26 protein-coding genes are annotated in these 24,932 nt (G+C 33.8%); 12 read left to right on the forward strand and 14 right to left on the reverse strand.

Annotation, left to right across the window (positions count from 1 at the left end; translation table 11 throughout):
• The 4 genes from ACERII_RS11520 to ACERII_RS11535 all read right to left on the reverse strand — a co-directional run.
• Positions 1 to 1,579, reverse strand: a 1,579-nt coding sequence (locus tag ACERII_RS11520; RefSeq protein WP_373642493.1) for a TOTE conflict system archaeo-eukaryotic primase domain-containing protein, incomplete at its 3' end; no start/stop codon positions are given.
• A 350-nt stretch (positions 1,580 to 1,929) separates the two neighbouring features.
• A complete protein-coding gene (locus ACERII_RS11525) occupies positions 1,930 to 3,108 on the reverse strand; it encodes a hypothetical protein (RefSeq protein ID WP_373642495.1) in 1,179 nt (392 codons plus the stop codon).
• Between the two features lie 127 nt (positions 3,109 to 3,235).
• Positions 3,236 to 4,918 (reverse strand): hypothetical protein, encoded by a 1,683-nt coding sequence (locus tag ACERII_RS11530; protein WP_373642496.1) that lies wholly within the window; start codon positions 4,916 to 4,918, stop codon positions 3,236 to 3,238.
• 1,542 nt (positions 4,919 to 6,460) lie between these two features.
• Positions 6,461 to 7,702: a hypothetical protein gene (locus ACERII_RS11535; protein ID WP_373642497.1), complete on the reverse strand. Its 1,242-nt coding sequence runs from the start codon at positions 7,700 to 7,702 to the stop codon at positions 6,461 to 6,463.
• Positions 7,703 to 7,933: 231 nt separating this feature from the next.
• Here ACERII_RS11535 and ACERII_RS11540 point away from each other — a divergent pair, with 231 nt between their 5' ends.
• Together ACERII_RS11540 and ACERII_RS11545 are read left to right on the forward strand one after the other, a co-directional pair.
• Entirely contained in the window at positions 7,934 to 8,269 is a 336-nt protein-coding gene (locus ACERII_RS11540; RefSeq protein WP_373642499.1) for a hypothetical protein, read from the forward strand.
• 102 nt (positions 8,270 to 8,371) lie between these two features.
• Complete coding sequence (locus tag ACERII_RS11545) at positions 8,372 to 8,572, forward strand: type II toxin-antitoxin system HicB family antitoxin (protein ID WP_373642501.1); 201 nt, start codon at positions 8,372 to 8,374, stop codon at positions 8,570 to 8,572.
• A 240-nt stretch (positions 8,573 to 8,812) separates the two neighbouring features.
• Here ACERII_RS11545 and ACERII_RS11550 read toward each other — a convergent pair whose 3' ends face one another.
• Entirely contained in the window at positions 8,813 to 9,796 is a 984-nt protein-coding gene (locus tag ACERII_RS11550) for a class I SAM-dependent methyltransferase (RefSeq protein ID WP_373642502.1), read from the reverse strand.
• A gap of 333 nt (positions 9,797 to 10,129) precedes the next feature.
• On the opposite strand from ACERII_RS11550, the gene ACERII_RS11555 reads away from it, so the two are divergent.
• From ACERII_RS11555 to ACERII_RS11565, 3 genes are all read left to right on the forward strand, one after another.
• On the forward strand, positions 10,130 to 11,176 hold the full coding sequence (locus ACERII_RS11555) for an arabinan endo-1,5-alpha-L-arabinosidase (RefSeq protein ID WP_373642503.1): 1,047 nt from the start codon (positions 10,130 to 10,132) through the stop codon (positions 11,174 to 11,176).
• A 314-nt stretch (positions 11,177 to 11,490) separates the two neighbouring features.
• Complete coding sequence (locus ACERII_RS11560) at positions 11,491 to 11,868, forward strand: SET domain-containing protein (protein WP_373642505.1); 378 nt, start codon at positions 11,491 to 11,493, stop codon at positions 11,866 to 11,868.
• Positions 11,869 to 11,888: 20 nt separating this feature from the next.
• Entirely contained in the window at positions 11,889 to 12,038 is a 150-nt protein-coding gene (locus ACERII_RS11565; RefSeq protein ID WP_373642507.1) for a hypothetical protein, read from the forward strand.
• A 15-nt stretch (positions 12,039 to 12,053) separates the two neighbouring features.
• Here ACERII_RS11565 and ACERII_RS11570 read toward each other — a convergent pair whose 3' ends face one another.
• The 5 genes from ACERII_RS11570 to ACERII_RS11590 form a co-directional block, all read right to left on the reverse strand.
• Positions 12,054 to 12,749, reverse strand: a complete 696-nt coding sequence (locus ACERII_RS11570; RefSeq protein ID WP_373642509.1) for a response regulator transcription factor — start codon at positions 12,747 to 12,749, stop codon at positions 12,054 to 12,056.
• 44 nt (positions 12,750 to 12,793) lie between these two features.
• Positions 12,794 to 14,251 (reverse strand): YncE family protein, encoded by a 1,458-nt coding sequence (locus ACERII_RS11575; RefSeq protein WP_373642510.1) that lies wholly within the window; start codon positions 14,249 to 14,251, stop codon positions 12,794 to 12,796.
• 148 nt (positions 14,252 to 14,399) lie between these two features.
• Positions 14,400 to 14,609 carry a hypothetical protein gene (locus ACERII_RS11580; protein WP_373642512.1) on the reverse strand — a complete coding sequence of 70 codons (210 nt, stop codon included), beginning with the start codon at positions 14,607 to 14,609 and terminating at the stop codon, positions 14,400 to 14,402.
• 35 nt (positions 14,610 to 14,644) lie between these two features.
• Positions 14,645 to 14,851 (reverse strand): hypothetical protein, encoded by a 207-nt coding sequence (locus tag ACERII_RS11585; protein WP_373642513.1) that lies wholly within the window; start codon positions 14,849 to 14,851, stop codon positions 14,645 to 14,647.
• A 53-nt stretch (positions 14,852 to 14,904) separates the two neighbouring features.
• Entirely contained in the window at positions 14,905 to 15,105 is a 201-nt protein-coding gene (locus tag ACERII_RS11590; RefSeq protein ID WP_373642514.1) for a DUF2933 domain-containing protein, read from the reverse strand.
• 352 nt (positions 15,106 to 15,457) lie between these two features.
• Between ACERII_RS11590 and ACERII_RS11595 the strand changes: the two genes are divergently transcribed.
• Together ACERII_RS11595 and cyoE are read left to right on the forward strand one after the other, a co-directional pair.
• Positions 15,458 to 16,015: a hypothetical protein gene (locus ACERII_RS11595; protein ID WP_373642515.1), complete on the forward strand. Its 558-nt coding sequence runs from the start codon at positions 15,458 to 15,460 to the stop codon at positions 16,013 to 16,015.
• A gap of 149 nt (positions 16,016 to 16,164) precedes the next feature.
• Positions 16,165 to 17,106 carry a heme o synthase gene (gene cyoE / locus ACERII_RS11600; RefSeq protein ID WP_373642516.1) on the forward strand — a complete coding sequence of 314 codons (942 nt, stop codon included), beginning with the start codon at positions 16,165 to 16,167 and terminating at the stop codon, positions 17,104 to 17,106.
• Positions 17,107 to 17,181: 75 nt separating this feature from the next.
• Here the strand turns inward: cyoE and ACERII_RS11605 are convergent, their stop codons facing one another.
• Both ACERII_RS11605 and ACERII_RS11610 read right to left on the reverse strand, forming a co-directional pair.
• Positions 17,182 to 18,438 (reverse strand): MFS transporter, encoded by a 1,257-nt coding sequence (locus tag ACERII_RS11605; RefSeq protein ID WP_373642517.1) that lies wholly within the window; start codon positions 18,436 to 18,438, stop codon positions 17,182 to 17,184.
• Between the two features lie 291 nt (positions 18,439 to 18,729).
• The gene (locus ACERII_RS11610) at positions 18,730 to 19,053 is read right to left on the reverse strand and encodes a hypothetical protein (protein WP_373642518.1); all 324 of its coding nucleotides are present in this window, start codon (positions 19,051 to 19,053) and stop codon (positions 18,730 to 18,732) included.
• Positions 19,054 to 19,401: 348 nt separating this feature from the next.
• Between ACERII_RS11610 and ACERII_RS11615 the strand changes: the two genes are divergently transcribed.
• The 5 genes from ACERII_RS11615 (at position 19,402) to ACERII_RS11635 (ending at position 22,997) form a co-directional block, all read left to right on the forward strand.
• The gene (locus ACERII_RS11615; protein WP_373642519.1) at positions 19,402 to 19,548 is read left to right on the forward strand and encodes a hypothetical protein; all 147 of its coding nucleotides are present in this window, start codon (positions 19,402 to 19,404) and stop codon (positions 19,546 to 19,548) included.
• Positions 19,549 to 19,561: 13 nt separating this feature from the next.
• On the forward strand, positions 19,562 to 20,029 hold the full coding sequence (locus tag ACERII_RS11620; RefSeq protein ID WP_373642520.1) for a cytochrome c oxidase subunit II: 468 nt from the start codon (positions 19,562 to 19,564) through the stop codon (positions 20,027 to 20,029).
• A gap of 12 nt (positions 20,030 to 20,041) precedes the next feature.
• A complete protein-coding gene (locus ACERII_RS11625; RefSeq protein WP_373642521.1) occupies positions 20,042 to 21,721 on the forward strand; it encodes a cbb3-type cytochrome c oxidase subunit I in 1,680 nt (559 codons plus the stop codon).
• A gap of 78 nt (positions 21,722 to 21,799) precedes the next feature.
• Entirely contained in the window at positions 21,800 to 22,435 is a 636-nt protein-coding gene (locus ACERII_RS11630; protein ID WP_373642522.1) for an SCO family protein, read from the forward strand.
• A gap of 4 nt (positions 22,436 to 22,439) precedes the next feature.
• Positions 22,440 to 22,997, forward strand: coding sequence for a hypothetical protein (locus ACERII_RS11635; RefSeq protein ID WP_373642523.1), 558 nt, complete (start codon positions 22,440 to 22,442; stop codon positions 22,995 to 22,997).
• 114 nt (positions 22,998 to 23,111) lie between these two features.
• On the opposite strand, the gene ACERII_RS11640 is transcribed toward ACERII_RS11635, so the two are convergent.
• On the reverse strand, positions 23,112 to 23,915 hold the full coding sequence (locus tag ACERII_RS11640; protein ID WP_373642524.1) for a polysaccharide deacetylase family protein: 804 nt from the start codon (positions 23,913 to 23,915) through the stop codon (positions 23,112 to 23,114).
• Between the two features lie 181 nt (positions 23,916 to 24,096).
• Positions 24,097 to 24,873, reverse strand: coding sequence for a hypothetical protein (locus ACERII_RS11645; protein ID WP_373642525.1), 777 nt, complete (start codon positions 24,871 to 24,873; stop codon positions 24,097 to 24,099).
• Between the last annotated feature and the right edge of the window lie 59 nt (positions 24,874 to 24,932).

Consider the following 24,932-nt stretch of genomic DNA (forward strand, 5'->3'; position numbering starts at 1 on the left):
CTTCTATATCTTTAACATATTTTAGCCAAAGACTATTCCAATTAATAAAAATATCATTTTTGTTCATATCATAATTTAGCCTATAACTATAGCTATTACTTGAATACTGACCATATAATATTTTATTAATCTCGAACATTGCATATGTGGTTAGAACTCTATCCTTAGCTGAAAGAGAATATAATTTTCTAACTTTTTCCTTATCTTCTTTTCTTAGATATTCAAACATTTCAGCTTCTGGGTATACCCCCTGTTTTATAGAAATAAAGCATTTCAATAATTCTTCTTCATTTAAACAGCCCAACTCATCGTAAATAAAATTAAGTGGAACTTCATCATTCTGAGTAAGATATTTCTTTTCTGAATTTATTACCCATTGGAAAAAAACTCTTTCTTCACAATTCTCCTCAACCGACAAATCTGAATCTTTTAAAAGTTCAAGGACATTATTTATATTATTATCTCTACAATACGAACAGTTTAAGTTGTATTTTTCTTCCAAATACTTTATGCTCGGAGGATATAAATTACCTAGTATATCTAATTTTTTTTCAGTTACTTCTTCATTGTATATTTTGGAATCACTTGAAAAATATTTAGTTAATAAGTCCTTGCCTAACTGGGGATTCTCTGGGTTACTAATTCTTATTAAAGTACCAGTAATCACCGTTCGGTCAAATTCACTTAAGTTTGGGATTCCTTTAGAAAAAATGTAATCATAAATTTCACACTTTGACAGAGAAGAAATTATGTCATCAAGTTCAAGATTCCTATTCGTAAATCCTACAATATCATCATATTCTTTCACTTCAGACAGATTATTAATTTCTAGTATTTCATATAATTCATGTACATTAACTTCCTTAATTGCAAATATTGCCTCTACCTGTTTTTGTAAAAATTCGTCAGATAAATGTGTTATTTTCTCCAATTCATTAATGTCTTGTATAACATAAGAATATGCATTACTTTTCAAATGAAAAGATAGAGGGATTTTAACCCCCAAACCAATTGAGTTACTTTTTGCCTTACCATTTTTAGGATATTTATCTAAAGTTATTGGACTATCTTCTTTGCCTATACATTTAAAATCTATTTTTTTTATTAACCCTTCTATAAGCAAAAAGCCAACATATTTATTAACTTCTTCATTAAGAAATATCCAAATATGAATCCCTCTGTTCCCGGAAAACTCTAATATATAATCTATATTTAATTCCTTTAATACCACTATAGCTTCTTTTACTTCCTCTTCTAGTAATTTCCTATAACTATTATCATTAAAATAATCAAAATCATCATTTATATAGTTTTTTCTAATGTCAAAATCTAAACAAATCCATCTTAATTTTTCAAACTTTTGTTGATATGTCATTAACCCTTGTTTATTTCTAATCATATATCGAATTGTCGTAGCATCAATCTTTTTATAAACGGTATTATATACAACGTTATCTTCTTCATCTACAAGTTGTTTAGCATAGACATCTAAATTGTAATAAAATCTCAGTAAACTTTTGGATATAAGTGTTTCCAACTCTTTGTTTTCTATTTTTGTTGGATAAGCCTGTACTGACATATTACTCATCCTTTCAATAATATTAGTTTATTTTTATTTGAACAACATGGAATCAAACCCAATATTTACTATTATATCGAAAATTCGCACATTTTGTAATACACAAAACCTTTTATTCAAATATTATAGAAAAAAACTGTTATTCGCCTCCAAAGAATGATGGAGGTTTTCTTCCTCCAAGCAATTTTTCAGGGAGTTACACTGTACTATATTACTTTTTCGAGATATGTTGTGTTATCTATCTCAAATATCTTTTCAATGATTTCATCAAGATAATGGGATGTTATCTTGATGAATATTAAGAACTTTAATACCTCAAAGAAAGCTACCAGTGTATATGGTAGCTTTCTTTATAAATTCGGATTATTCTTTAACAGGTCCCTGTGATTCTCTTCAACCCCCTTCCAAAACTCCTTGGTCAAGTAATACCTCATTACATCTATCCTCGAATGGCTAATGCTAACGCTTACTAGTAAGGAAACTAATTCTTTCTTTGTAAATTCCCTTTTAGCTGCATTTTTAGGATTCTTGAATTTATCCCTAATATTCTTGAGAACATTATTGAATTTACTTTTCAGTTTGGGGTCTTGTCCGGCAATCTTATCTAGCTCTTTCTCCAATTCTTTTTTTGTTTTATGTAATAAGTGAAATGCTTCCTCTTGGGCGAAACCTTTACGCGCGCTGTGGCTAGTCACTGGATTATCAAGCTTACCTTCTTCTATTAATGTATCTGAGGCTGTTTTAATTAACTCCGAAATATGGACCCTCATCTTTTCAATTGATTTATCTTGTCCTGCCTTAGTTCCAAGTTGATACTGAATGGTCAATATTGGCGAACCGTCCCTTTTCCCCTCACATAACTTCGAATAATGTTCAATAGCTTCTGAACGCAAGAATCCAAAGTTATCTTTCCCACCATTATCTCCACAAGAAGTCAAAGAACCTTCCTCTTCATTAAAATTTCCTACTTTATGTCGCAACTGAGCATTTATTCTTCTCCCAGTTAAGAACTCCCCCCATAGAGCATCCGCTGCCACAGAGCCAGCTTGTGTTTTCATCTCTCTAAGGTAGGTACAAACAGCTACAACATCTTTTCTACTCGCCGCCATAACAGAAGAATCTTTCGCTTTTCTATATACATTCATCTCATCCATCAAATGTGATAGTTTCTCTTTTTTAGGGAATTTAAGTTTATATTGAAATTCCCCAGCATTTACACAATAATGATTAAAAGCAGCCATAGCATCGTCTAATCCTCTTAAATGATAAGCTACGCTAGTATTACCTTCATGGTATTCTTTAATTCTTTCATCATAATACCTAAAGTAATCCTTTTGTTTTAACTTTGCAAAATCGGTTACACCCCAATGATTTTCCATATAGTTATACATTGTATGAAGCTCATATTTGTACTTACTATTCGTTCCATTTGAAAATCCAGAACCATTATCTTTTTTCTTTTTAGACATACCTGTTACTTTGTTCGCTTTCATCCATTTAAAAACATTATCTAATTTTGTAAAATCCAAAATTACCACCTCCCTAAAAACATCTGGAATATTATAGTTCATATATCAGAAAGATGGTAAATTAATTAAGAATAGTCGGTTTAGGTATACTCGACGAGAGGAAATATCTACGGGTAATGACTTATACTTATTTTTTTATAGCATTGTATCTAAGAATATTTAGCAATACCATACTAATGCATAAAATTATCCATAAAGAAACAGTCCATCTAAGCGGGTGCAAAGCAAAAAAAACTCCAATACCGAACGGTAAATTCACTAAAAAATCTTCTACTAAATATTTAATTCCCCTATAACCTAGTAAAACTGTTAGAATAGATGTCATTATTAGAATATATGTTTCTGATTGCTTTATCGCAAACTCCCTCGTACTATTTACATCCTCGCGTGCGTTAACAAACAATTTTTCTACTTTTTCTACAATTTTTTCTGTACCAGATTTATCTAATAATTTCCCATAAAGGTTCATAGGGCTACCATACGATTTAAAAAGAAGTTGCTGGTCATAATTTATTTTTAGGGAAGTAAATTCATTTCTGGTAGAATTATAATCTTTTAATGATTTTATTGATTTCTTCGATAGTTTATTAAGTAGCCTAAGTGCATAAAATCTCTTTATGAAGGTAAGTTCATAGAATCTTAGAAATTCAAACATTGTAAATAAACATTCCTCTTTATAAATCTCACCTATCACATCGTCATAAAGACCTTCTTTTTTTAATTCCTTTTCTATTTCTGTTAATCTACTTGTAGCATCTCCATGAAATGCAGAGTACGAAAAACTCAGTAAAGAAATAACTTCAGAACAATAAAAATGCATACTCTTATATTTTTCAATAATAGTATTTTTAAGGTATTCATCGATGCTATCATTAGTCATTCTGTCGACATTTTGTTTTTTACCGTTAATAAGATAAGAAACGTATAAACTTTTATTTTTATCTACAAAATCTATGTGATTAGGTCTCTTGTTACGCTCGAAATCACCGAAAACCCAAGCTATTTGTTTTTGGGAATGTATTTTTAATTCTTGTTTCCGACAGATATATTCTAATTGTTTAGTGTAGTAATCAAGGATTTGGTACACCGATACATTCTGTTTCTTATCTCTAATCCAGAAATCCCTTGATGAATAGGAATCCTTTAATGTATAAAATTCAACATCTTCCAGTTTTACTGAATTAGGGGAATCAAAAGGTAACTCTGGTTTATTTTTTGTGAATCCAATTGAAACTTGAACAGTAATTATTCCAGCACTATAAACGTTAGCTATAACAATGGGTTTAACGAAATTCCCTTCATATTTCCCTAAGAAGGGGAGTAATATAAATCTTTGATAATTACTAAATAAGAAGTCATCATTGAGATATTGCCTATTAAGGTTTTCAAAATTATTATCCAAATCTATTGCTGTATTAAAAACACTATATTCAATTGGTTTAACAATATGAGTAGCTATGTAGGAATTGGCATCTTTAAACTGAATATCGTAATCATATTCGAAATCATCTTTTAATCCATGATTCTCCATAAAATGAAAAATCTGTTCCTGACTTATATCGCTTGGCATTATAGTTGAGTAAATTGTTTTGATGTTTGGGTCCTGATTCTTCTTTGGAGCATTTACCGTATATGCTGTTTGCTTTAGAACCACATAATTTTCATACCTTTTATTAATTGTTCCTGTATCATTTTTTGAATCAATATATGATACATATGCTCTAGAGTCTTTAATTAATTTTATAATATTAGAGTAATTAGAAGGTTCGAATGTTATAATTCCAAATAAATTTATGTTCTCATAAAACATTTATTTTCCCACCTTGAAAATCAGATTTTATAGATTAAGTCTATAAACCAAACATCGCTCAATCTGTGCTACTTAAAATTGTGTTTTGTTTTAATAAAATACATTTCTTTATTTATAAAAGTGATAATCCCCTAAATTTTACAATATTTATAACTATTTTAACATGTACAAACCTTAACAATTCTAAATAGCTTTTATGTAACTTCAACACTAGAGGATAAGCTCTAGTAACATAAATTATTTTAAAGCTTAAAACACATTCAAAGCAATGAGAGTAGATTTTGCTCCAAAATCGCGTGGCAAAAACTACCTTGTCGAAGAATGGTTCAGTCAGACTACAGGGTTCCATAAACTTTTCGGAGAACCTTCGGTTTCCTCAAAAGGTTTATTCCACCCTTCCGACTGACAAAACCTTCTTCTCCCAAGTTCAAGAGATCACATCTTCTTCAGGAAGATGTGAAAAGCTGCCCCCTTTTATCCTACCCACTCTCAAGATGTATCGAAATGTAGTTCCGCGTTCTATTACTTGTCCAATAGAACCATCACCATTGCCAGTAGTGTACCTAATCGTTCATACATTGTTCCTACATAGAAACATTTCTACGTACGAAGACTGTATGAATTCCAAGTGAAATACCCTACTGTTGCGATAGCCAATTTTTACTTAAAATGCACATTGACTGAGCCTATAGGTGCACTACGCCTATAACCCTCCCCTACCCTATGCACAGGTTTTCGCGGGGTAAAACGTCTGATTTATTTTTAGAAACCAGCAAAAACTATGAAAATTTTCGAAATGCATCTTTTTATACCGCATCGTATTTTATCGTCTGGACCGACACAGACACTCTAGATAACATTCCGATACATCAAGGTATTGAATTTTTGTTACTCTAATTATCTTCCAAATCTTATATTGCTCTTCCTCACTCTATTGTTCCGAATCTACGTGTGTTCTACAGTTCGATTCCCTTATTAATTTGGTTGAACAACAAAATGACTTAATTGCTACACTCCTATTCTAAAAATCATTTTTTACAAAAATTACTTTAGTTCAGTCGACTAACCTACACCCTCACTCCAGTTTACATGTTTTATGTTTTTGCTAGAGACTGTTTGTTATTGGGGACTAATATCTGAACTATCTTCTCCTAACAGAAATAGTTAATGTTATGTTTATTACATTCTGATAAGGTACTACGCTATTAAAAGAACTTGTGATGCACACAATTGAGCGTCTCTCAATGATGATTCTAATGTCACATTTTTAAGATGTAACAATGTATGAAACTTCTAATCACTTAGGACAGCTAATTTATTAATCGTCTTGACATTTGTCTGCTTCCTCCAATTAAGATGCAATTATGTGGTTTCAATGAAATATCCTCCATTCTATATTGTCGGTTATTTAGTAAGTAAAACTGAAAAAATATAATCGACTAGGTAAAGTCGAGAAAAGAACGGTATGTTCTTATTAATATAATTCATATAAATTGTATGATGAATTACTAAAAAGTGTAAAAAACCACCAAAAGTTGGTGGTTAATTTAATTTCTTATACTCTTCAAGTACTTTGCCAGGTATATTCTCTAGTTCATCCAAAGTTATGGAATATTTGGTAAAGAAACGCATTTTGTTTATACTAGCTGGGGTGAGGTATATCTTCCACTCTGCTTTATTATTACTAGTATCATCTATAAAAAATCCATCAGTAAAGATTATCTTTAATTCTCCTGGAACTTGTTTATCTTTTGGTTCTCGAAAAGGCATTAAAAATCTTAATTGCTTCTCTGCCTCACTTTTAAGATATAGGAAAAGTTTGTTTCCATTCGTCCCCTGTCCTCTCAAATCCTCAGTAACTTCTAATCTCAATTCAGTCTCATCACCTCGTATCAAATCGCTTTTGGTAATAATTAAATTACCATTAATGTGCCTTAGCATTTTCTTTATATGCTCAATTAAAAAATCGTACTCTTCGATTGTAATATGCGATAGACAAACTTTAACTCCCAAACGTTCCTTGATTTTATTTACTATCTTATTGAAGTAAATAAAGAAATTATCGTAATTTTCTATAGTTGGATAACTTTCAGTCTCCTTCCAAAGCTTACGTGATTCCAAATACCAGTCGTAAAGATTATCGGTGAATTCTTCATCCAACTGACGAACTTTCCTTTCCAACTCCCTAATCATCCCTTCCCTTTCATCCAGGATATCCCATCGCGCATCGTCTTTTGTAGTGTTTTTTGGAAGAGGAATGTAATAAACATCTGGACCCTCGCCTTCTTTATTTAATCGTTTACTTTGATGTACTAAGTTGTAGTCATAAATAAACTCTTTCTTATCGATATTCTTAAAATCAGGTTTTAAATTCTCATAGACTACATCATTAAATTTTCTATCCACATTCTTTATCATTGTCTCTATTTTAAAATAGCCAAATGGTTTAGCGACTTTTTCTGTTACTACTTGTAAAAATACATCTTTTGATGGCAGCTTTTTTACTCCAAAATATCTCTTCTTATATCTGTCTCGCTCCATTTCATTATAATAAAAATATTTATATTTACAGTTATGCTGACTACTAAAATCAAAACAATCGGTAATTAGTTCATCATCAATTTTTAAATCCGATTTCGAAATAATTTCATCTGAGACCTTAACAAACTCAATCTCAAATTTTTTCATCGCCCTAATAGAATCAATTGAATAATTAATTAATTCATCGTCAGTCATCTCCTGCATCTGAGAAACACTAACTAATTTAAACTGGTTATTGCTCAAGTTATTCACCTCCAAAAATTTAACATATTATAATACAGAATCTCATTAACAGTTAGAATAATTCCAAAAAAACTCCAATACCCCCTCCAGACTTGTTCCGATTGGAAAGACCATACCGTGAATGAATATATGCTTAATTCCCTCCCATAATTTTGTGCTTTATAATGAAGTAAAGTGGTTATTTCGGTACTATATCTTTCATATATAAGAATCTTTAAGGGAGGATTTAAAATGGGATTTTACATTGAAGCTAAGACGAAGGACGGTCATACATTCGCAAGTAAATCATTTCGTGTTATGGACCCAAACGTAAAACACTTCTATTCTGCATTCGGTTTAGAAGAACCAGGTCCTGATGATTGGAGTGGAGATGGAAGGAAATTAAAGCTGAGCGTAAATCAACTGAAACAAGCACGAGTATATCTTTCAAAAACTGAATTTTACAATAAAGTGGATAATACTAGATTACATCCTCTCGTATCCTTATTCTCTTCTCTGGATTCGTCAGAAATTGATGGTGAAAAGGATAAGGAATTTAGACTTAAATTTCTAGACGAATGTATTTAAATTGCTACCACTGATGGAACTGTTACCTTAATGTTTGGTTAGGAAGGTAAATATATTATGAGTATAAATAAAAATCTGGATTAATACCTTTCTTTAAATTATTTGGACATTATCGAAGAAAAAGATGGATATTGGTACGGAAGAATATTTGAATTAGATGGTTGTCAAACTACTTTCGATACAAAAGAAGATTGTTTGAAGGAACTAGAACAAGTGAAACGGGATTACTTAGAACTAAAGTTGAAACATGGAGACCCAAACCTATTTTCAAAAACGATAATTATGAAAAAGTTGCTAACTTAATAATTTAATAGGATAAATGAAACAAATGGAGAAGAATACCCAAATCTGTTGCATCATTGACTTGATATTGACCATGAATAGCTTGTTTATTAGGATTCTACCCCACATGGACCACAACCACGTTGTCCTATTTTTGGTTCTCCCTGCCAAAAGGATTATATCTACTTTCGTTATATTTTTTAATCTCTTCTCCTTTTCACACCAAATTTTTTTACAATAACTCTTTTTCCCTTTCGTGTTCTAGCAGTTTTCCATCACTACTAAATACCAACTTCCTTCCTTTATTATCGGATCAAACTGCGTTATTTTCATGTGGGTCACTTCGGCAATTTCTTCTAGTTCCCTTTGGTCTGGAAGGGGATGCAGATTAGAGTGGGCATGAAAAAAGCTGTTAAATGCAGAAGAGAATTCTTTTCCGTATTCAGAATTCTTTACAGGAGAAATAAGGACGATTTTCCCTTTATGATGAATCCACCTGGAAATTCTCGATAAAATATCAATCCTTTTCTCAGGTTTTACATAGTGTAGGAGATTATTTAGCATCACAACGTCATTATTTTTCATCGGTGGATTCCAATGATGTACATCCGCATGAATAATTTCAACATTTGCAGCCGATTCACAAGCCACTTTTGCCTTTTCTGCAACACGAGGATGATTATCAATTCCTGTCATTACTAATTCTGGGTGATCATTTGCCAATTTATGAAGATAGCCTCCAGAACCACATCCAACATCAATTACTGCTGTTGCGTTACTTTCTCTAATTACTTTTTTAAGGCTTGGATACGCAACTGGTTCTATTAATCTAGAAGCTTGCGCAACGGTTCCACCATGTTTTTCATGGTTGAAAACAAGCTTGGAGTCTTCTTTCATTAGCTCTGGATAATCAAGTAAGGATGGGATATGTAGTTCCATCATTTCCTTCATAAGTGCCCCTGAATGAGAGCCTTTTTTAGGAAATAACTTCAATCTTTTCACTTGATATGTTCCAGACTTGTTTTGTTTTAAGTGTTTTAGGACCACACCAACCTCCACCCAAGTTTTCAATAAGTTCCTTGAAACGGCAGCCCTATTCGCAGCTTCCTCAACGGACAAAGGTTTCTTAAATATATCAAAAAGGTTCAATTCAGCACCTACATAAGCATGCCAAGAATAAAGAAATGGAACATTCTTTTTTATCCATTTTCGAGCTTTGATCATTTCCAGCCATTCTGAAAACATCTAATTGCCTCCTCTCGATTACAACTTCCATAATCTATTCGTATAACAAAGGTACTTCACGATTTTACATGTAAATTTTGACCAACAATCCCATCAACACTGATAGAAATATCCATTTTTATAGAGAGTTCACTTTATATGCAAAAGTTACCCTTTTAAAAGGACAATAAAACTTTTATAGCACGTGTGTGCAAACCTCTTTTGGTTTGTAATTACATGAATTCTATGGTAAATAATAATGAATAGTTATTATTAATAAATTTTTCACTGGAGGATGATAAAAAAGAATGAAACGAGTACAGACATTCACTTTTGAAAGGAGATATATTTTTAATGAAGAAGAAATACCTTTATTTATTTTCACTTATCATAATAACAGCTCTTACATTAATTGCTTGTACTAATGCACCTAATTCCGATAATGCAAATGATGCCTCTGAAACACCTCCACAAGGGAAATTAGAGATGATTGGAGATTACGGTGATTTTGTTCCAGGACAAATAGACGACCCAACACATGATCCTGCCTTGTTTAACGATGGAGATACATATTACGTTGTTTCAACAGGAATTCTTAATTCCGAAACTCCAGGTGGTATTTACCTCCGCCAATCTAATGGTACTCTTGAAGGCCCTTGGGAGGCAATTGGCGAAATCCCTGTTCCAGAGTGGACTCACGAATATAATCACGAACACCTTTGGGCACCTCAAGTTGCTAGAAATGGAAATACATTTTATATGTATTATGCTGTTTCTTCGTTTGGTTCCAATAATTCGGCCATTGGTGTGATGTCAACAGAAACTCCTGGAGATCTTGACAGTTGGGAAGATCTTGGCCCTGTTATCACTTCTCAATCGGGAATGGACTTCAATGCCATTGATCCCTCTGTTATGGAGGATGAAGGTGAATGGTGGATAACTTTTGGTTCCTATTGGACAGGCATAAAACTTCAAAGGTTAGATGATAGTATGACGGAGCCAATAGGCGAAGTCTACGATCTCGCTTCACGACCAAATGTACTGCATAATCCTATTGAAGCACCTACCATCTTTAAAAAAGATGATTATTACTATCTCATTACTTCATGGGATCGTTGCTGCGCAGGTCTCGATAGTACGTATAAAATTACCATAGGTCGTTCGGAATCTATTACAGGACCTTATTATGATAAGGATGGTGTACCACTTATGGAAGGTGGCGGCACCATCATTCTTGATAGTCATGAAAATGAAACTGGACCTGGTGGCCAGGACTATTTCCATGAATCTGGCATAGATTATATAATTTACCACTACTATGATGGCGATGCCAATGGTGTTATTCGAATGCAGATTCGCAGCATGGAGTGGGAAGATGGTTGGCCTTATTTTACAGAATAGAAGTTTAACCATAATAGCATTAAAGTATTATAACCTTAGTGGACACCCGTACTTGGTGTCCACTTTTTTAGCTTATAACAACCACGTAATTTGCTCTCTTCTCAAGAAATTAAATAAGTATTCAATATATGTTAGAATTTCAATCACCTTATACTAAAACAGCGAGAAATGTAAGTAACTATCTAATTCCATAAACTGAAACCGTGATATGTTCTTTATTTTTAAAACATGATAAAATATTTGTTACGTACCACGAACTGTTTTAATGACAGTAAAATTGAAAACAAAATACAGAAGTATAGGAGATCTATAATATGATTGAGATAAAAACTTCCCCCATTAGCGATGGAGAATTCAAAAGGGGGGTATTTGCAACATGTAATATAGCAAAAGGAGAATTAATACATGAAGCTCCCGTTGTTCCTTACCCGAATGTGGAGCATCAATTAATTGAACATACAGTACTTGCAGATTACGTATATGAATACGGGAAAAACCATGGAGCAATAGTCTTAGGATATGGAATGCTTTTTAATCATTCGTATGAACCTAATGCTACGTATGATATAAATTTTGATAAACATACATTTGACTACTATGCTTATACAGACATCAAAGCAGGAGATGAGATCTTCATCAACTACAATGGGGACGTTGATGACAAGGAACCCCTTTGGTTTCATAAGAAGTAAAATCGGGGTAGGTGAAGTTAATGGGTAAGTTTATACCTTTAATTCCTTATCTAAACAACCTCAAAGCAGTAACAAAAAATGACTATATAAATAAGTATAGTCATTTTTTAACTGGATATTTAACAGAAGTATTACCACTTGGGCCAACTGGATTTCTAAATCAAATGTAAAGTTACATACTATAATCAGTCTGTACCCTCAGGAACTTTATAGCCAATTCCCCAAACCGTCTCTATAATAGTATTTTCGTATCCTACACCTTTTAATTTTTCACGAATATTCTTAACATGTGTGTCTACAGTTCGAGTATCTCCTTCATACTCAATTCCCCATTCTAGTTCCAACAAATGATCCCGACTATAAACCCTCCCCTTGTTAGAAACTAGACGGTAAAATATTTGAAACTCTTTCTTTGTTAATGGTATTGCTTTGTTATTATACGAGACTATATAGTTCTTTGGTTGAAATGAGAGACTCTTAACAACGAAAGATTCTAGTTTTGATTTTGAATGCTTCGCCCGCCGCAATACCGACTCCACTCGAGCAACTAGTTCCTTAGGCTCAAAAGGCTTCACAATATAATCATCCGCACCTATCTTTAATCCCTCAATTATTCGCTCTGTATCTCCTAATGCAGTCAATAAAATTACAGGAATTTGATTATCAAGGTGTTCTCTTAACGTTTTTAACACTTCAAAACCATCTAATTCTGGCATCATAATATCTAATAGAATGAGGTCATAGGACTCAGTAATTATCTTATCTAATACTTCCTCCCCATTTGATGCTTCATCTATTACAAAAGAATAAGGGCTCAGACAAACTCGCAATAACTTTCTCATTTCCTGTTCATCGTCCACAAGTAATATGCGATTACTCATATAAATCCTCTCCATCTCCGTGTCATTCCCTTGAATAAAATATTTTAGTATTGATATAGTTCCACACTGACTTCCTCTTCATTTATAAATGGACGAAATACTAATTTAAAATTAGAATTATCATTAATTAATAAAGGACTCTTATTTATTGTTTTATCAAAAATACCAATGAATTTAGGGTGGTGTGAATCTTCATTAACTAATACCCATTTAACAGCCTCCACCTCAAATCCGTCATTATTCTGTAAAACAATTCTTTCTTTAAAAGGAAGGCTCATCAAATCTCCATAATGTGTTGTCATATCAATGAGAAATGAAAAAGTATCAAATATAGTTACATTTCCTAGTTCTCTGAGTAATTCCTGATTTTTAGTGGAATAAGGGGATAATAATTGAACCTTAATCTCCACACCCTCGGCAAAACTTTCTCCTTTGTATAAGAATTCATCCTTATCAGCGTTTTGGTCCTTATCATTTTCACCCATCCCAGTATTAGCCAACATCCCTTTTAGCGTTAATTCATGTGGTTCCATCCCTAGATCCATTTCGTCTATAACAGAATAATCCGTTGCGCTAATAACAACCAGGTTATTTGATTCTCTATGTGTGACAAAGGCTAAATCACCATTGGGTGAAAAAGAAATATGATTTGCATAGGATCCAGTTTTTATTGTTTCTACTACAGTGAGAGTTTCCACATCAATGACTGTAACATCATTTGATTGATTATTTGCTGTCCACACCTGTTTCCCATCTGGTGTTACAGTCACTCCATGAACTCCTGCTCCCACTTCAATTTCTTTTACAACTTTGTAAGTCTCCATATCTATTACACTAATTGAATTTGATCTTACATTCGCTGAATAAGCATAATCTAGTAACGGACTAACCGCTACTTCATTGGGAACTTCACCAACAGGAATAGTTGCTAACACTTGAAAGGTATAAGCATCAACAACACTGATTGTATTTGCATTCACATTTGCAACCCAAATTTGATAGCCATCGTTGGTTATACTAACATGTGCTGGTCCATCATCTGTTGTAATTCTAGCTATTTCTTCAAAGTTTTTTGTATTAATAACTGCTAATACTCCCCCTTCTTGCCCCAATCCTGCCATTAGAGAGACATATAAATATTCTCCTGAAGGGTGTATATCAATACCATGAACGCCCTGGTCAAATGTGATTTCAAATATTGTTTTTTCTGTATTTACATCTAGAGCTCTTACACTTTTCCCCTGAAAACCAGTTCCATAATAAACAATTTTTTCATCAGGCATTATGGCAATACCGTGTGAAAGCTGAGTTGTGTTTAATGGAATGGATACTACAGGTTCAGGTTTCTCTAGATCCACTTTAGAAATAGTTCCGTCTCCTGCATTTGCTACATAAAAAACAGGGGCACCTAATACTAAATTCCGGTCTTGTTGGATATAAATAACCGTTCCCCCGATTACTAACATGGTAATTAGTAAAAATAGTATAAACTTATTTTTCATTTTTCTATTCCTCCTGTTAATAGCTATTAAATTTGCTTTCATTATCATTTTCGTAGTTAACCATACTAGAAAAATGTGTAAAAACCTTGAAGATAATAAAAAAACAGGTACCTTTTCCGTTCAGGCACCTAATTTTTATGACTTATTATTATTCATTATATTTCTTTAAAGTCTGTAATTGTTTCTGTAATTCTTGATTTTGATCGAGTGCTTTATTCATTCTTTGAGTTAGAATTTCACTTTGTTCTTTTGATAATCTAGTATTTTTTTGTTTACTAGATACAGATATAGCTTTCCAGCAGAAAAATAAACATACTCCTTTTAAAGCAATGATTGCTAACAACAAATAATTATCCAAATCCTCACCCCAAAAGCAAATTTTTTACGTTAATCTCACTTTACTTCATTGATTTTCTTTTTTAGAGTTTCATTTTCCTTCTCTAATTGATCCAACTTAGAAATCAAACCATCTGTACTTGTCTTAGATGTTTCTTTAGGCGCACAACACCCACTATTTTTACCTTTCATACTTTTTCCACACGTAAACATCATAATGACCAACACTATCAATAGAACGATGGTTAATAAAGATGGTTCCATTTACATTAACCCCTTCCATATAAAAGATCATTCTAGTTATCTAAAATATTTGGCTATCGGTATCGCTTCATTGATTCAATTTCTTTTGAAAGTTTTTCATTTTGTTCCATTAACTTCGACATATTTTTTTGTAAGTCAGCAGTATCTGTGGGATGTTCAGAATGACTCTTGTTACTATGCATTCCTTTCATAATGAAAAACATTATAATGAACATTAACGGACATAAAAGTAACGCAAGAAATGATAAATCCATATCTAATCCTCCTTTATTATTTATTAAAACTATTCCATTCCATAAGTGGCCTAATTACATTGTAAAAGGTAAATGTGTTAAAACTGTGAATTTGTCTTTTAATTTTATAGATCATAGTTAAACCACCACATATTATTAAATCTAATGATTGAGATGATATATACAACCTTAACTAGAAATTTTGAAAAAACTGTGGAGAACAAGCTACAGTAATATTACAAACTCATTTCTAATGTTGGACACATTGTTAACTAATACAAAACGGTACGGAACAAAGTTTATGCAAATGCACTTTCTTTCTATATTTGGAATGCTATATTATGGGCAAGATAAGAATGGAGGGGTTTATACTATGATTGTTTATTTTGGAGTCATGAAAAAATTTGAATATGATAAGAAAGAATCAATAGTTCAAAATGTTAATAATGATATTGGTACAATTGGGTTTTGGTTTTCATCTGACTTACACTCAGCTATGTCTTATGCAGTTGGAACGGAGACCGTTTTCGAAAAATCGAAAACGGATTTTTGGGAAGATGGTGAACCTAAGGTAATTCAGATGGACAAGCAAATACTCGGCTTTGTCTACAAAGTCTTTATTCATGAACCAAACCTTAAGATTTATGAATCTGATTCAGATGATTCGTATGATTTGTTTATGAATGATCGCGACAAGTATTGTGAATATTTCCGTGCAAAAAAAGGAAGTCTCACCTGGAAAGATAAGGCTGTTCTTTTAAATACGGAAGAAGCGAATACAAAATTCCGCAACACTCTTATTCGCCAAGGGTACGAAGGATTTTTAATTAGAAACTGTAAGCTAGCGAACGGGCTCACAGACTTATCTTGCTTATTTACTATAGATTCCTTACAGATTTCAGAGATTATCCCAGTAAAAACTAACCAGTAATTCATATAACTACAATGTGGGTTGTTTTTTTCAGGTGACATATATCACCACATTTTCTACTAATACGTGGTATATTAGAAGTATGAAATGAGGTTATGATTTTTCTAAGATTAGAAACAATCCATAACTGGATAGGAGTGTAGAAAAATATGAATAAAGTGGATGTTCCTACTTCATGGCAGTCTAGTGGGCTTCATGCGAAATCTGCGTCAAACACGGTTCTCTTTCTTGGTGATATAGCCAAACTTGTAAAAGCTCCTGTCCTAATTGCGAATGTCCTTCCTGTCTTTGTGGGATTTTGGCTAGCATTATACATGACAAATACTTCTTTCCTTGAACACACTGCTACATTATTACTATTGTTAACAGGAAGCACTTCTGTCATGGCAGGTGCCCTCGTCATAAATAATTGGTTTGATGCTGACATTGATAAAGTGATGGCACGTACCCAAAAGCGCCCAACAGTTACTGGAAATATATCTCTAAAAGCAACTCTTTATATAGGAATCATTTTATCTGTATTAGGGTTTCTGCTTCTTTTATTTACTACCTTAGAAGCAACCCTATACGCCTTTATCGGTTGGTTTACCTATGTCATTCTCTATACCATGTGGTCTAAACGAAAATATACGTTAAATACTGTAGTTGGTAGTGTTTCTGGAGCTGTAACACCACTAATAGGATGGGCTACCATAGAGTCTACATCTCATATAGTTCCGATTATTCTATTCTGTATTCTTTTTATATGGCAAATGCCACATACTTTTGCCATTGCAATAAGAAAATATAACGAGTATCAGGCTGCAAAAGTAGCTATGCTTCCAGTAGTCTATGGAATAAACATTACGAAGCGACAAATCTTCATCTATGTAGCTTGCTTATTACCACTACCCTTTTATTTAAGCGATCTTGGAACAAGTTTCATAGTATTTTCTACAATACTAAACGTAGCTTGGCTAGGTTTATGTATATACGGATTTTTCACAAAAAATATAGCAAAGTGGGCAAAAATACAATTCTTATATTCTGTAAATTATATAATGTTTGTTTTTCTTATTATGATAATCGTTACTTTGCCTACTTGGAATTAACAATACAGGGAATCAGTATTATAGCCCATGAATGAAGATATAGAGCACTGAAAAAAGTTTCGTTCCTCACTTTTTTCAGTGCTCTTTTAGATTCTCCTCTTGAATCTGTCTCTTTTCTCTATATAACATCACACCAATGAAACCGATAACGGAGAAAACAACAGGTGTGAAAAAACCATAGTAAAATCCTTGAATCACACTACCAGAAACAACCTGAACATAATCTAACACTCTTCCAAAAATACTTGGGAGTAATACAGCACTTAGAAATCCACCTGTATTTGCAAACCCTGAAACAATGCCAGATTCACTAATAGGAAACGACTGACGCACTGCAGCGAACGTTAAGGCATTTGCCCCGTATGCAAGACCAATGATAAAGAAAAGGATCGTTACCATGTAATAAGGCGGGTTTCCTTCAAAAACTAAAAAAATAGACCACGTGAATAATAAAATTAGATGAACAACTATATATGGACGTTTTATCATGTCCAAACGACTAGCTACCCAACTAGCTAACGGAGCACCAATTAATGCACCTATGAGACCGAGCATGATAAGCTGACTTGCGGCTGTGCGTGTCATTCCGTAAACATTCATCCCATAAGGTACTCCCCACGAACTAATAAAGCCGATGTACGTTCCCACAATCCCAAAGTGGCATAAAAATAAAGCCCATGCCTGCCGACTTGAAAATACTCTTCGAAGTATCACCGTCATTTTTTCCCGTTGTATTTTCTTTTTTACAAATATAGGTTGTTTTGGTTTTTTTACAAGCACATAGATAAGAAGAATCCCACATAAACATAACAGTAGTCCGGCGGAAAAAAATGCTGGTCTCCAACCAAGGAAATCAATCCAGAAGGCGAAAGGAACAGTAGCCAAAAGGAAACCGAGACTTCCCGTCATTGCCGTAATACCTATTAATTTTGTGAACTCCCTCGCACTAAACCATTGACTCAGAATCAACACCATATTGACCCAAATGGTCGCATCTCCCGTGCCCGTCAGTATTCTTGCAAAAAACAGGATATATTCATGTGTAGCTAAACTATAAATGATGGTTCCAAGACCTGTAAGAACGGCACCTATAATTAGAAAGAAATTGGGTCCAAACCGATCAGCCAAAATCCCCATGGGAATTTGTAATATCGTATACACTAAAAATTGAATACTTGCAAGTAACCCAATAGTAGTTGCTGTTACTTGAAAATCCAACATGATTTGATCCGTAATTAATCCTGGAGCTGTTCGCTGACTCGACATAAATAAATAAGTAAAGAGTACAGAAGCAAACACAAACCACCTAAAACGACTATTATGTCTGTCCACAGATATCTACTCCTGATAGGCTTTTTACTCTCTGTATATGTTCATTCATTTATGTTAGGAACTAGTTTTTCTTAAGTTTTACAAAAGAGTTTTATCTTATATCAATGAATGCTATCATACCAACTTACATCTATGTACCATAACGTGGTTTTTGTTATTATTAATTGTAATGGGCTCTATAAGTCGAATTATTGTGGGAGCACATTTCCCTAAAAAACCTTCCATATATTAATTTGGCAGGTTTTTCCATTTACACCTTACCTCGATTTAAGCAATGAAGTTGAAATAGCGTTATGAGCTTTTCGACATGATTGGTTCCGTCAAGGTCGGTTCAATTCTATACCATATGTTCAAGTCATTGATAATACTTGCTAAAAAGACAATCTTACTATTATGTTGTACCATCGCTTCTACATCATTCTCTGTTAATAACATGTCTGTCTTACGATGCAGTGAATTCTCTAACTCTTTTATTCTATCCGGAATCTTCGCCCGCTCTTTTTCCCAGATAGACAAGATTTCCGATTGTTCTTCCGTTGTATAACCTACCCATTCTTTTTCTAATTTCGGTAAAGAAATTCCTAGACGATCATCTTTGTGGAACAACCCTTTCATGTTGATCTCTCCTTCTCACTATTTTTCCATTTAGATGCTAACCTAAATGATTTATTTTAAAGTGATTCATTTCGTTCCTTAAAAAGAAATTTGAAAAGGGAATTTATCCTAATTCAATACTACAATTTTACCACTCCTTCCCTTTTTTATGTAGATTCGTTCCTCTTACGTTTTATCTTTTTTCTTATGAATTCTCCTGTTAATTTCAATTATTCTTTCTTGACAATTTTATTGAATACTTCAGGGAAAGTTTCTAAAATAAATTTCTTATTGGTGATACACCTCACCTCCTCGAATGATTTTTTCCCTTACTATAAAACTAAGAAAACACAAGGAGGTTGACTCTCAATGGAAAAGCTTAAACCTACAGAAGAGGAAAGAACGGTGGAAAAGTACGGGGCATCCATCGGCACGTGGTTCTCATTAGGAATTGTCCTCGCAGTAATTGTAGCTACAAATCTATTATTCTTTTGGATATATCTAGATAGAGTTTAGGAGGGAAAAAAAGATGAAATTTCACTTAGATGAAAAAATATGGCTCATTGCTAGCTTTGGTGTCATTATCGGTATGATGCTTTTTACAGGATATCAAACATTTGTACTAGGAATGGGACCACCGAGTCACATGGAAACAATTGACCCACAGAAGGTCGATGAGCAAGCACCTTTTGATAATCCAGGCATTTTTGAAATTGGAGAAAACGAATACGAAGTTGTCATGACATTGCAATTATTTAGTTTTACACCAAATAATATTGAAATCCCAGCAGGATCCACTGTGCATTTTATTATGACTTCAAAAGATGTAACTCATGGTTTTCAAGTGGCAGGAACAAATTTGAATGCGATGGTTATGCCGGGACACATTCAAAGAATAACGCAAACATTTCATGATCCTGGTGAGTATTTAGTGTTATGTAATGAATATTGTGGTACCGGTCATCAACATATGGCAACTACCATTACGGTGAAATAAGGGGGGAACAGAATGGATACAGCGTTGAAATCATCATGGAAAGAAAATATAAATAAATCTCTGGGAATAAACCCCGAAGATGCAAAACTATCAAAAACGTATTTATTTGTCTCATTTACTACACTGCTACTCGGAGGAATTTTAGGTTTGCTGCAAGGGTTAAATCGAGCAGGTCTTTTAGAGCTTCCTAGATGGCTGAATTATTACCAAGTACTAACAGCACACGGAATATTGTTAATTCTTGTTTTTACTTCCTTTTTTACAATCGGATACTTTTATGCCGTACATTCTCACACGTTAGGTGGACTTTTGCCTCACGTACGAAAAATGGCATGGGTTGGATTTAGTTTGAAAATACTTGGATTGGTATTAGCGGTCATTCCAATCCTAATGAATGAAGCTTCCGTTATGTTTACCTTTTATCCACCATTAGCTGCTCATCCAGTCTTCTATTTTGGGTTAGTATTCTATGTCGTGGGAATATGGGTATGTGCATTCGGGTCGTTTATTCAAGTAGCTACTTGGAGAAAGAAAAACAAAGGTCAGCATGTCCCAATCTTGTCCTACTTTGGAACTGGTGTATTTGTATTATTATTTTTCAGTAGTATCCCAGTAGCAATTGAAGTATTTATGATTATCCCATGGGTACTCGGTTGGGTTGAGACAATTAATGTTATGCTTTCTAGAACACTATTCTGGGCTTTCGGACATACATTAGTTAACATCTGGTATTTAACAGCTGTATCTGCATGGTACGTTGTTGTACCAAAAGTCATCGGTGGGCGACGCTTTAGTGATACACTCACTCGTGTAGTAATTATCATGCTTGTTATTTTAAACATTCCCGGGGGCTTCCATCATCAAATCATTGACCCAGGAATAACGGAGTCTGTGAAGTTTTTACATGTTTTCATGAGTTTAGCAATCGGATTCCCATCATTAATGACTGCCTATGCTATGTTCGCAGTATTTGAAAGAACTTCACGGAAAAAAGGTGGAAAAGGATTATTCCGTTGGTTTAGTAAATTACCATGGGGAGATGTACGTTTCCTTGCACCAATGGTAGCTATGATTGCCTTCATTCCAGGTGGAGCAGGAGGAATTGCGCAAAGTACAAATCAATTAAACCAAGTAGCTCACAATACGTTATGGGTTGTAGGTCATTTCCACTTAACTCTTGGAACAACAGCAGCCCTAACTTTCTTCGGTGTTAGCTATTGGTTAGTACCTTATTTATCGAAACGAGTTTTAACACCAGCAATAAATAAACTCGGTGTCATTCAAGTTATTTTCTGGTCAGTAGGAATGATCTTTATGGCAGGAGCGATGCATTGGGTTGGGATATTAGGTTCTCCACGTCGGACTTCCTATACTACCTATTTTGAAAACGCAACAGCACTTAGCTGGGATCCATATTTACTGTTCTTAGCTGTGGGAGGAACGTTCCTCATGATAGGTGTGTTAATCCAAGTGTATGCAGTCATGCATCTTATGTTCTTTGCACCAAAAGGAGAAACAGAGTTCCCTATTGCAGAAGTAGAGGATAACGCTACACCTACTCCGTATTGGACGGAACGTTGGGGAATGATTATCGTTATTATGCTACTTGTTGTAGCCATGGGTTACGTCATACCAGTAGTGGATATGATTATCAACGCACCACCTGGATCACCACCTTATAGTCCTTGGTAAGCAACGTTTGGTCGAGAGATAGCTTCTAATTTCTAGCTATCTCTTTTCTATTCATTTTTATATTAGGAAGTGATATTCATGAAGAAAAATAGGCAGACGTTATGGACTGGTGTGGTAGTTATCATCTTTGGATTCGTCTTGTTCTATGTAGGAACGGATGGATTTCGAGCTTATACGGCAGAGACAGCAAGAATGTATAAGCTGGTGGAACAAAAACCGGCTCTTCCTAATGTCACACTTGAAGACAGTAATGGTCGCATCTACCCTATATCTGAATTTGAGGATAAATATTTATTTATTACTTTTATGTATACAACTTGCGGTACAGTTTGCCCCATCTTAGAAATGAATATGGGGCAAGTATATGAGAAGATTCCGCAAAAATATATTGGTGAAGATGTTGTATTCCTAAGTATAAGTTTTGATATAGAGCATGATGATCCTGAAGCATTAGCACAATATCAAGAACACTTTTATCAGGCAGATGGAGAAACATGGAGAATGGCAAGAATAGTAGAGGAACAGGAGATGGAGCAATTACTAGAGACTTTAGGAGTCATCGTTATCCCTGATGGCAAAGGTGACTTTGCTCATAATTCTGCATTCTATTTTGTTGATCGCGATGGAAATCTTATGGATATCATGGACTATACAAAAATAAACGAAGCAGCTGATAGGGTTGTTAATGTATTGAATTTAGAGAAGGAGGAATAAAGAGATGAACCAATTTATATACGGCCTTCTTCTATTCATCGTGCTAGCTCTTCCTCCTGTTTCCAATTTACTAGAATCAATCATGATTGTTCATATGCATATGCAAATGCCATTGTTGATTATAGCTGGATTTATGATGGGAAAATATTTAATTTTACGTTCTCCTCGTTTTTTCGATAAATATAATAACAATGGTGTACCGGGGATTTTGTTATTTTCTATTATCATGATCTATTGGATGATCCCGAGAACAATGGACGAGGCACTGACGATGCAAAGTGTTCAACTGTTTAAATTTATTAGTCTCCCCTTCTTAGCAGGCGTTCCATTGCGAGATAGCTGGATAAAACTAACTTCTGTCAGCAAAAACATTGTCATTACTATCTTTACCGTTATGTTTTTTGCAATGGGATTGTTATATACTTTGTCTCCTGAGCAACTATGCAATAATTATTTAATCGTAGAACAAATCACTCTTGGCTGGGGCTTTATAACAATGGCAATATGTATGGTTATTTATCTTGTATATAAAGCCTTTGTTAATCAAGAGGATTATGAATAAAAGAGTAACAAAAAGAAATAGACGGATTTGAACAAAGAAAATAGACTGATGTCCTTAGTGACACAGTCTATTTTTATAAAACTCAACTCATAGGTGGATAATAGCAACCAAATACTATATATTCAGATTTACGTGACTCCCACCTTTTACTTCCACTATCGCTCCATCAACACTAAGCCAAACAGATTGAAACGATGGGTTATATACAAAATCGCTAGATGCTGAGAATCTCAAGTTTCGAAATGCTCGAAGGTAATCAACGATTTCAATATTCGTAGCATACCAAATATCTTCTCGGTTCCCTATATATTCACAGAAATCTTCGATAAGATTCCAGTTTTGGTCATTATCAAACTCATAACTATGTCCCCATACATACATCATGTACAAATATTGTGACTTATGTAATTCTGTAAAGTCCTTGGCTAGTTTCATTACGTCTCTTTTATGATGACAAGTAGGATTCCATTCGAATAAGTCGTCTGGCATCGCAAAGGTACCTGTACTGTGAACAGTTCTTGCATATTCAAAACCTAGGTGTGGAAGCATATCTTTAATATTCGTAGAAAAAGAACCATTTGGATATGATAATCCACGAACTGTATATTGTACGATGTTCTCCAGCTGCTTACGATCTTCTATAAATTCTTCAATCAATTGTTCCTTAGGAGATCTAGCAATTGTTGGATGCGTCAGTGTATGCGCTGACACTTCGTGACCATCATACAAAGAAGCTATCTCCTCCTTCCCCAATCGTCCTGGGGTATCAAATAGTCCACCATTAATATGAAACGTTCCTTTAATTCCATGTTGATTAAAGATTTCTACTAATCTACGGTCTGCTTCTTTCCCATCATCATAACTCATTGTAAGTACCTTAAATTTTCCTTCTGGAAAGGTTACAACTACTCTTGGCACAAAAATTCCTCCTCTTACTATATATATGTAGTTTTGTACTAATGCTTAATTCCCTCATGAAAAAAAGGGTGTTTTATCTGCTTGGAATAAAAGTCCTGAACTTCTTGAATGTTACTTTCTTGTCGAATATAACAGATCGTGTATGTAAACATGGTGACACTTTTCTTTAACAGTCTATCCATCATGGATATCGTAAAATTTCTTCGTCCAATTTTTGTTCCTTCTTCATATAACTTTCCATATCTTGCTTATACATTTTTAGAGCTTGTTCATAGTTGTCACTTTTTATCTTTTTTGCTTCATTTTTCATGAACTCTTCATTTTGCATTAATTCTGTGAAAAATACTTGTTGATCTCGTTTTAATTCTTTCCAAAGATCTGCTTCTTGCATATTTTTCTTCCATTCTTTTAATACACCCGCGTTGTCTGCAAGTCCTTTTAAAATGAATTCTTGTGTTGTCTGTAATTTTGCTGCAGTATAAATGGCAAGCTTAAGTTCTTCGTCCGTAATAGGAAGATTATCTTCACTTCTTTTCTGAATATGTTGCCAAAAATCCTCATACGTTTTTCGATATGTAAGCTGGTAACCCAAGAAATTTTTTATAAAAGCATAAGCTTCCTCCCATTTTGGACTAGGTTGCTCGTCCATTTTTGCCAAGGGGGCTCTAAATAAATCCAAATTCACTTGTGCTCTCAATTTTCCCTCTTCCTGGATTTTTTCGGATAATCGATAAAATTGGTATAACTTTTGATGTGCTCTTTTCGCATCTTTTTCCACTTCTTCTCCATCAGTACTAATGATGGCAGAGCCTATAGGTTTATGTAATTTAACGTAATCTACTAAATAGTAATGTAGACCAGCTATTACATAAGGATAGGGATATACTGATATCTTTTCTAACCATCGTTTATATCGCCTAGCCTTTCTTTTTACTAAAAATGACGGACTCCTCAACATATAATCACATCCTACCTAGGTTGTTTCTTTTCTAATAGTCTAACATATCTACCAACGAA

It is taken from the genome of Evansella sp. AB-rgal1 (assembly GCF_041820985.1).
In the GTDB taxonomy this organism is placed as follows: Bacteria; Bacillota; Bacilli; order Bacillales; family Salisediminibacteriaceae; genus Evansella.